Below are 7039 nucleotides of genomic sequence, written 5' to 3' on the forward strand. Positions count from 1 at the left end.
CGCCGGACTCGCCCGCCCCCCGATACCGCCCCGCCGCGCGGTGCCGGCGCGGGACGGGTCTTTCGTGAAGCAGTGAATCGGTGCTTCAATCCTTCCCGTGCCCTACCGCCGCCCGCCTGCCGTACAGGCCCGCCTCGACGCCCGCCGCGACCGGGTCCTGGAAGCCGCCGTCCGCCTGCTCTCCCGGGAGGGGTACGCAGGCTGCTCCGTCGCCGCGATCGCTGCCGAGGCCGGCATCTCCACCGGCAGCGTCTACCAGTCCTTCTCCGGCAAGTCCGAACTCGCCGCCGCGTTGTTCCGCACCCTGGTCGCGCGGGAGCTGGAGGCCGTCGCCGCCGCCGCGGACCGCCCCGGGACCGCCGCCCAGCGGGTGGCCGCAGCAGTGGAGACCTTCGCCGCCCGGGCGCTGCAGGCGCCCCGGCGGGCCTACGCCCTCCTCGCGGAACCCGCCGACCCGGCCGTCGACACCGAACGCCTCGTCTTCCGGCGCGCGTTCCGCGACGTGTACGCCGAACGGATCGCCGCGGGCACGGCCGTCGGCGAACTGCCCCCGCAGAACCCCGAGCTGACCGCCGCCGCACTGGTCGGCGCCATTGCCGAGGCGCTCGTCGGGCCCCTCGCCGACGGCTACGCGGCCCCCGGCGACGTCATCCCCGGCCTGATCACCTTCACCCTGCGCGCCCTTGGAGGACACGATGCCGCAGACGCATGAGGTCACCAACCAGGTACCGCCGCACCACGGCTACGACGCCGCTGCGGATCCGGCCCTGCTGGCCGCCCTCGACCGCGAGGGAGCCGGCTGGGCCGCGCCCGAGCTGCACGAGCTCGGCGTCCTCGCCGGCTCCGAACAGGCCGCCGACTGGGGGCGCCTGGCCAACGAGAACTCCCCGGTGCTGCACACCCACGACCGCTACGGCCACCGCGTCGACGAGGTCGAGTTCCACCCGTACTGGCACGAGCTGATGCGCACCGCCGTCACGCACGGCCTGCACGCCGCCCCCTGGGCCGACGACCGGCCCGGTGCGCACGTCGCCCGCGCGGCGAAGTTCCTCGTCTGGAGCCAGGTCGAGGCGGGCCACACCTGCCCGGTCTCCATGACGTACGCGGCCGTCCCCGCCCTGCGTGCGACGCCCGCCCTGGCCGAATGGCTGGAGCCCCTGCTCGCCTCCTGCACCTACGACTTCGGCCTGCGCCGCCCCGACACCAAGCGCGGACTGATCGCCGGCATGTCGATGACCGAGAAGCAGGGCGGATCGGACGTCCGCGCCAACACCACGACCGCCGTACCGGCCGGGGACGGCACGTACCGACTCACCGGGCACAAGTGGTTCACCTCGGCGCCCATGTCGGACGTCTTCCTCACCCTGGCGCAGGCCCCCGGCGGACTGTCGTGCTTCCTGCTCCCGCGGGTGCTGCCGGACGGCAGCCGCAACCGCCTGCTGCTCCAGCGGCTCAAGGACAAGCTGGGCAACCGCTCCAACGCCTCCGCCGAGATCGAGTACGACGAGGCCTTCGGCCGGCTGGTGGGGGAGGAGGGGCGCGGGGTCGCCACCATCATCGAGATGGTCAACACGACCCGCCTCGACTGCGTCCTCGGCGGGGCGTCCGGCATGCGCCTCGGGCTGATCCGGGCGGTCCACCACGCCACCCACCGGCGGGCGTTCGGCAAGGCCCTGATCGACCAGCCCCTGATGCGCAACGTCCTCGCCGACCTGGCGCTGGAGTCCGAGGCCGCCACCGCCGTCGCGATGCGGCTGGCCGGGGCCACGGACCGGGTCGCCCGCGGTGACACGGACGAGGCGCTGCTGCGCCGGCTGGGGCTGGCCGTGACCAAGTACTGGGTGTGCAAGCGGGCTCCCGGACACGCCGCCGAGGCCCTGGAGTGCCTGGGCGGAAACGGCTACATCGAGGACTCGGGCATGCCCCGCCTCTACCGCGAAGCCCCCCTGTCGTCCATCTGGGAGGGCTCGGGCAACGTGGCCGCGCTGGACGGGCTGCGGGCCATGGCCCGGCAGCCGGAGACCGTGGAGGCGTTCTTCGCGGAGGTGGGCCGGGCGGCGGGCGCCGACCGGCACCTCGACGCGGCGGTGGCCGCGCTGCACAAGCAGCTCGCCGACCCGGCCGAGGCCGAGTACCGGGCCCGGCAGCTGACCGAGACCATGGCCCTGGTGTTCCAGGGGGCGCTGCTGCAGCGGCACGCCCCGGCCGCGGTCGCCGACGCCTTCTGCGCCTCCCGGCTCGGCGGTGAGCACGGCGGGGCCTACGGCACCCTCCCGACGGGCGTGGACACCGGGGCGGTACTCGCCCGGGCCCGCACGGCGTCCGTCTGACACCACGGGTCCGGGGCCGCACCCCGGTCCCGGTCCGGTCCCGGGTGCGGGGGCCGGCGGCGAGGACCACTGTCGGTCCCGGACCCGGGGTGCGGCCCCGTGGCGTGCCGGATGCTTCGCCGGCTGCCGACACCTCGGCGGAAGGTTGCGCGTGCGCGTTCGGGCGCGCGGACGGCCGGACGGGATCCGCCCTGTCCCGTGCAACCGCGCCGCCGCCCCCGACGTCTCCGCCGCCGACGGCAGACGGCCTCAGCGGCGACAGGGGACGACATGGCACGCGCGCGCACCCACGCGATGGCGGCCACCGCGGCGGCGGTGGCACTCGGGCTCTCGGCCTGCTCCCCGACCGAGGACCCGGCCGCCCCAGGCACTGCAGGGGCGCCCACGGCCTCCTCCGGTCCGTCCCGGCCCGCGCCGATCGGCTCGCCGGGCGGCGGCACCGTACCCTCCGGCGCCCCCACGGGCAGCCGGCCGCCGTCCGGGAACCCCGGCGCCGCGCCCGCCCCCCGCACGGGGGTCCCGTGGAACCTGGACCGGATCGACCAGCGCACCCCGCCGCTCGACGGCACCTTCGCCGCGGGCGCCGAAGGCAGCGGCGTACGCGTCTACGTGCTCGACACCGGCATGGAGGTCAGGCACGCGGAGTTCGGCGGCCGCGCCTCCCTCGGGGCCGACTTCGTCGGGGACCCGGACGCGGGTGACTGCCTCGACGGCGGCGGCCTGGGGCACGGCACGTTCGTGGCCGGCATCATCGGCGGACGCACCCACGGCGTCGCCCCGCGCTCCGAACTCGTCCGCGTGCAGGCCATCGCGTGCGAGGAGGGCGGGGGCGGCTCGGCCCGGGCGAAGGACGCCGGCCCGGCCGCCGAGGCCTCCGTCATCAAGGCGGTGGACTGGGTGGCCGAGCACGCCCGCCGTCCGGCCGTGGTCAACATGTCCCTCAACCTGGAGAAGCGCTCCGCCGCCCTCGACGCCGCCGTGGAGCGTCTGATCGCCTCGGGGATCCCCGTGGTCGTCTCGGCGGGCAACTTCGCCGACGACGCCTGCGGGCACTCCCCGGCCGGCGCGCGCGGTGCACTCGTGGTCGCCGCGTCCACCGCCGCCGACCACCACTGGCGGGACAGCGACGCGTTCGGCTCCGGGCACGGCCCGTGCGTCGACCTGTACGCCCCCGGCGAGAGGATCACCTCCGCGCTGGCGGGCGCGGGCACCGTGACCAGCGACGCCATCGCCACCTCGTGGGCCGCCCCGCACGTGGCGGGCGCGGTCGCCCTGTATCTGTCCGGGCACCCGGACGCGACCCCGGCACAGGTCCGCACCTGGATCACCGGGCGGGCCGCGCGGGACGTCCTGACGGGCGTCCCGGCACAGACCCCCAACCGGCTGCTCAACGCGGGCAGCAGGTAGGGGGCCGGGCCGGGCCCCGGTCGTGCCCTGCCCGGTCCGGCGGGTGCCAGTGCGACCCTGCGTACGGGGCGAGGGTTGCTGCCGGCAGGGGTGGACCCCGGCGGCCGTGCGGGGAGGAGTGACGGAGGCCTGCCCGGTCGTCCGTCGGGCTGCCGGGCTGTCCGTCGGTGCGCTCGTGCTCGATGCCGGCGGCGGGGACGCGGCAGCCGCTGCGTCCCGGCACCGCACGCCGCAACCGGCGGCCCGGGGGCCGAATGGGGGACGTCGGGACGTGCTATCCCCGCGGGTCCACCGGGGCCAGGACGCCGAGCCGGTCCTCCACCGCCCGGGCCGCGTCCAGGCACAGGTCCTCGCGGAACGCCCGCCCGACGATCTGCACCCCGCAGGGCAGTCCGTCGGCGTCCGTCCCGGTCGGCACGGCCACGCCGGGCACGCCCGCGAAGCTCGTCGCCGTGCACAGCCGCAGGCCCGACGCGACCCGCTCCCGGCCCGCCCGGTCCCGTGACTCCAGTCCCGGTTCGACCGGCGGCTCGGTGAACGAAGGGCCGAGCAGCAGCGGCCATGCGTCGAGGAACTCCGCCCACGAGCGGCGGATGCCCAGCCAGGTCCCCATCAGCCGGACCAGTCCGGCCGCGTCCACCGGAGGCGTCCGTTCCATGGCCATCTCGATGTAACGGCTCCCCTCCGGGCCGAGCAGCCCCCGTACCGCGGGCCAGGACGGTGCGAACTCCGTCATGGTGATCCGGTCGTACACCTCCACCGTCTCGTCCAGCCGCGGTACGTCCGCCACCTCGCACACGTCGTACCCGGCGTCGCGCAGCGCGCCCGCCGCCGCCTCCACGGCCGCCCGCACCGAGGGGTGGACTCCGTGCCCGCCGGGGTCCGCGACCACCGCGACCTTCACCGGCCCCGGGAGCGCCTCCCCGCGGACGGGTACCGGCACCGCCCGCGGGTCGCGGGGATCGGCCCCGGCCAGGACCTCGTACGCCAGCCGCAGATCGCCTACCCGGCGGGCCAGCGGGCCATCGGTGACCAGGATCTGCGAGGCCGGCCCGGGGTCTTCCGGGCCGAGGACGCGGTGGTCGGCGGGGAACCGGCCGGCCGTCGGCTTGAGCGCCGCGACCCCGCAGAAGTGGGCCGGGACGCGCAGCGATCCGCCGGAGTCGTTGCCGAGCCCGAGCGCCGCCATGCCGGTCGCGACGGCCACTGCGTCGCCCCCGCTGGTCCCTCCGGGGGTCCGCGCGGGGTCCCACGGGTTGAGGGTGTCCCCGAACAGCTCGCTGCGCGTGTGCATCCCGGCCAGGACCAGCGTCGGCATGTTGGAGTGCCCGACCGGAATGGCCCCGGCCGCGCGCAGCCGCGCCACGGGAGGCGCGTCCGCGGGCGCCACGAGGTCCCGGAACCGCTCCACGCCGAACGTGGTCGGCACCCCCGCCACGGCGGTGGTCTCCTTCACCGTGAACGGCACCCCCGCGAGGGGGCCCAGGGCCTCGCCGGCCGCGCGCCGCCGGTCGAGGGCGGCCGCGTCCGCCCGGGCCCGTTCCGCCATGAGCCGGGTGACCGCGTTCACCCGCGGATTGACCTCGGCGATGCGCTCCAGATGGCTGTCGACCAGCTCCACCGCCGAGACCTCCGCCCGGCGCACCGCCTCCGCCTGCTCCGCCGCCGACAGCCGCCACAGGGGTTCGCGCACGGTCCCCACCTCCCCGTACCTCGTTGTGATGCGCTTGCATCGGAACGATACACCGCGAACCGATGCGGGTGCATCGCATAAAGTCGGCCCCGGACACGGCACACCACGGACAGGAGACACGCCATGCCCCGGCAGGTGGACCACGAAGGGCGACGCCGCCTCATCGCCGAGGCCGTTTGCGCGCTCGCCGACGAGAGCGGCCTGGAGGGCGTCACCCTGCGCGACGTCGCCGAACGCGCCCAGGTGTCCATGGGCGCCGTCCAGCGGTGCTTCCGCACCAAGGAGGAGATGCTCCTCTTCGCGCTCGCCCACGTCGGCGACCGCATCGGCGAGCGCGTACGGGCCCGCCTGGTCCGCAGCCCGGCCCAGTCCGCCGGAACGGCCCTGGGCCACGCGGCCACCGAACTCGCCCTGCTGCGCGAGGAACACCGCGCCGAGGCCCGGGTCTGGCTCGCCTTCCTCGCCCAGGCCGCCGTCAGCGAGCCGCTGGCCCGCGCGGTGCGCGCCAACTACGCGGCCCTGCAGGACGTGTTCACCCGCCTCGTCGCGGAAGCCGCCGGGGGCGCCGCCGGAGATGCCGCCGCCCTCCCGGACCCGGCCCGGGAGGCCCGTACCCTCCTCGCCCTCGCCGACGGACTCACCGCGCACGTCCTCATCGGCCACCTCGCGGCGGACCAGGCGCAGGACGTCCTGCACGCCCACCTGGCCGCCCTGTGGGAGGGTGCCGACACACCCTGAAGAACCGACCTGTGTCCGCGAAGAACCGTTCGGCGCGGCGCGGCCGCCGCCGACCCCGGATGGCTCTACTGTCTGCGCATGGCTGAGACGTTCGATCACAACCCACAGGTATGGACCGCCGGCCGACTGCGCGAGGTGCTGGCCGCACTGCCCGACGACACCCCGATCCACATCGGCGTCGCCGACGGTCCCGGCGACTTCGACAGCTACGGCGAGTACGTACTCGTGGACGCCGAACCGGTGGAGCTCGACATCGAGTGCGAGCAGGACGGCCCGGGCGGCAGGGGCGGGGCCCGGGTGCAGTTCACGCTCTTCGCCGACGCCACGGCCGGCGTCTACCACGCCGACCTGGACTGACCGGCCGCACCGTCCCGGCGGTCGCCGGGACGGTCCGGCGGACCCGGCGTAGCCTGGTCTGAACGCCGGAACCGCCCCGTGAGCCAGGGAGGCGGCGCATGACCGATCCGCACGGATTCCTCCGCACGCCCCGCAGCCCCGTCCCGTCCCGGCCCGCCGACCGTCGGATCGGCGACTGGCTGGAGGTCCACGCCGGGCAGGCGCTGCTGCCCCTGGTGTCCGCGCAGGCCAACCGCTGCATGGACTGCGGTGTCCCCTTCTGCCACGGCGGATGCCCGCTCGGCAACCTCATACCCGAGTGGAACGCCTACGCCGCGCACGGCGACTGGCGGGCCGCCTCGGACCGGCTCCACGCGACGAACAACTTCCCCGAATTCACCGGTCGGCTCTGCCCCGCCCCCTGCGAGGACGCCTGCGTCCTGGCCATCAACTCCGACCCGGTCACCATCAAGAACGTCGAGCAGACCATCGCCGACCAGGCCTGGGAACACGGGTACACCGCCCCCGTCCCGCC

6 protein-coding genes and 1 pseudogene are annotated in these 7039 nt (G+C 75.8%); 6 read left to right on the plus strand and 1 reads right to left on the minus strand.

Features of this window, described 5'->3' with window-relative positions:
- Window positions 1-97: 97 nt before the first annotated feature.
- The 3 genes from HYE82_RS32050 (at window position 98) to HYE82_RS32060 (ending at window position 3737) form a co-directional block, all read left to right on the plus strand.
- Window positions 98-712: a TetR/AcrR family transcriptional regulator gene (locus tag HYE82_RS32050; RefSeq protein WP_179177718.1), complete on the plus strand. Its 615-nt coding sequence runs from the start codon at window positions 98-100 to the stop codon at window positions 710-712.
- Window positions 696-2330 carry an isovaleryl-CoA dehydrogenase gene (locus HYE82_RS32055; RefSeq protein WP_179177719.1) on the plus strand — a complete coding sequence of 545 codons (1635 nt, stop codon included), beginning with the start codon at window positions 696-698 and terminating at the stop codon, window positions 2328-2330. The genes HYE82_RS32050 and HYE82_RS32055 overlap by 17 nt, the downstream gene beginning before the upstream one ends.
- Window positions 2331-2600: 270 nt before the next feature.
- On the plus strand, window positions 2601-3737 hold the full coding sequence (locus tag HYE82_RS32060) for a S8 family peptidase (RefSeq protein WP_179177720.1): 1137 nt from the start codon (window positions 2601-2603) through the stop codon (window positions 3735-3737).
- A 274-nt stretch (window positions 3738-4011) separates the two neighbouring features.
- Here HYE82_RS32060 and HYE82_RS32065 read toward each other — a convergent pair whose 3' ends face one another.
- Window positions 4012-5430 (minus strand): amidase, encoded by a 1419-nt coding sequence (locus tag HYE82_RS32065; protein WP_179177721.1) that lies wholly within the window; start codon window positions 5428-5430, stop codon window positions 4012-4014.
- Window positions 5431-5553: 123 nt separating this feature from the next.
- On the opposite strand from HYE82_RS32065, the gene HYE82_RS32070 reads away from it, so the two are divergent.
- The 3 genes and pseudogenes from HYE82_RS32070 to gltD all read left to right on the plus strand — a co-directional run.
- Window positions 5554-6168, plus strand: coding sequence for a TetR/AcrR family transcriptional regulator (locus HYE82_RS32070; RefSeq protein WP_179177722.1), 615 nt, complete (start codon window positions 5554-5556; stop codon window positions 6166-6168).
- A gap of 78 nt (window positions 6169-6246) precedes the next feature.
- Window positions 6247-6525 (plus strand): DUF6225 family protein, encoded by a 279-nt coding sequence (locus tag HYE82_RS32075; protein ID WP_179177723.1) that lies wholly within the window; start codon window positions 6247-6249, stop codon window positions 6523-6525.
- Between the two features lie 98 nt (window positions 6526-6623).
- A pseudogene (gene gltD, locus HYE82_RS32080) lies at window positions 6624-7039 on the plus strand (glutamate synthase); the annotation flags it as partial.

Origin of the sequence: Streptomyces sp. BR123 (assembly GCF_013401435.1) — a bacterium.
GTDB lineage: Bacteria > Actinomycetota > Actinomycetes > Streptomycetales > Streptomycetaceae > Streptomyces.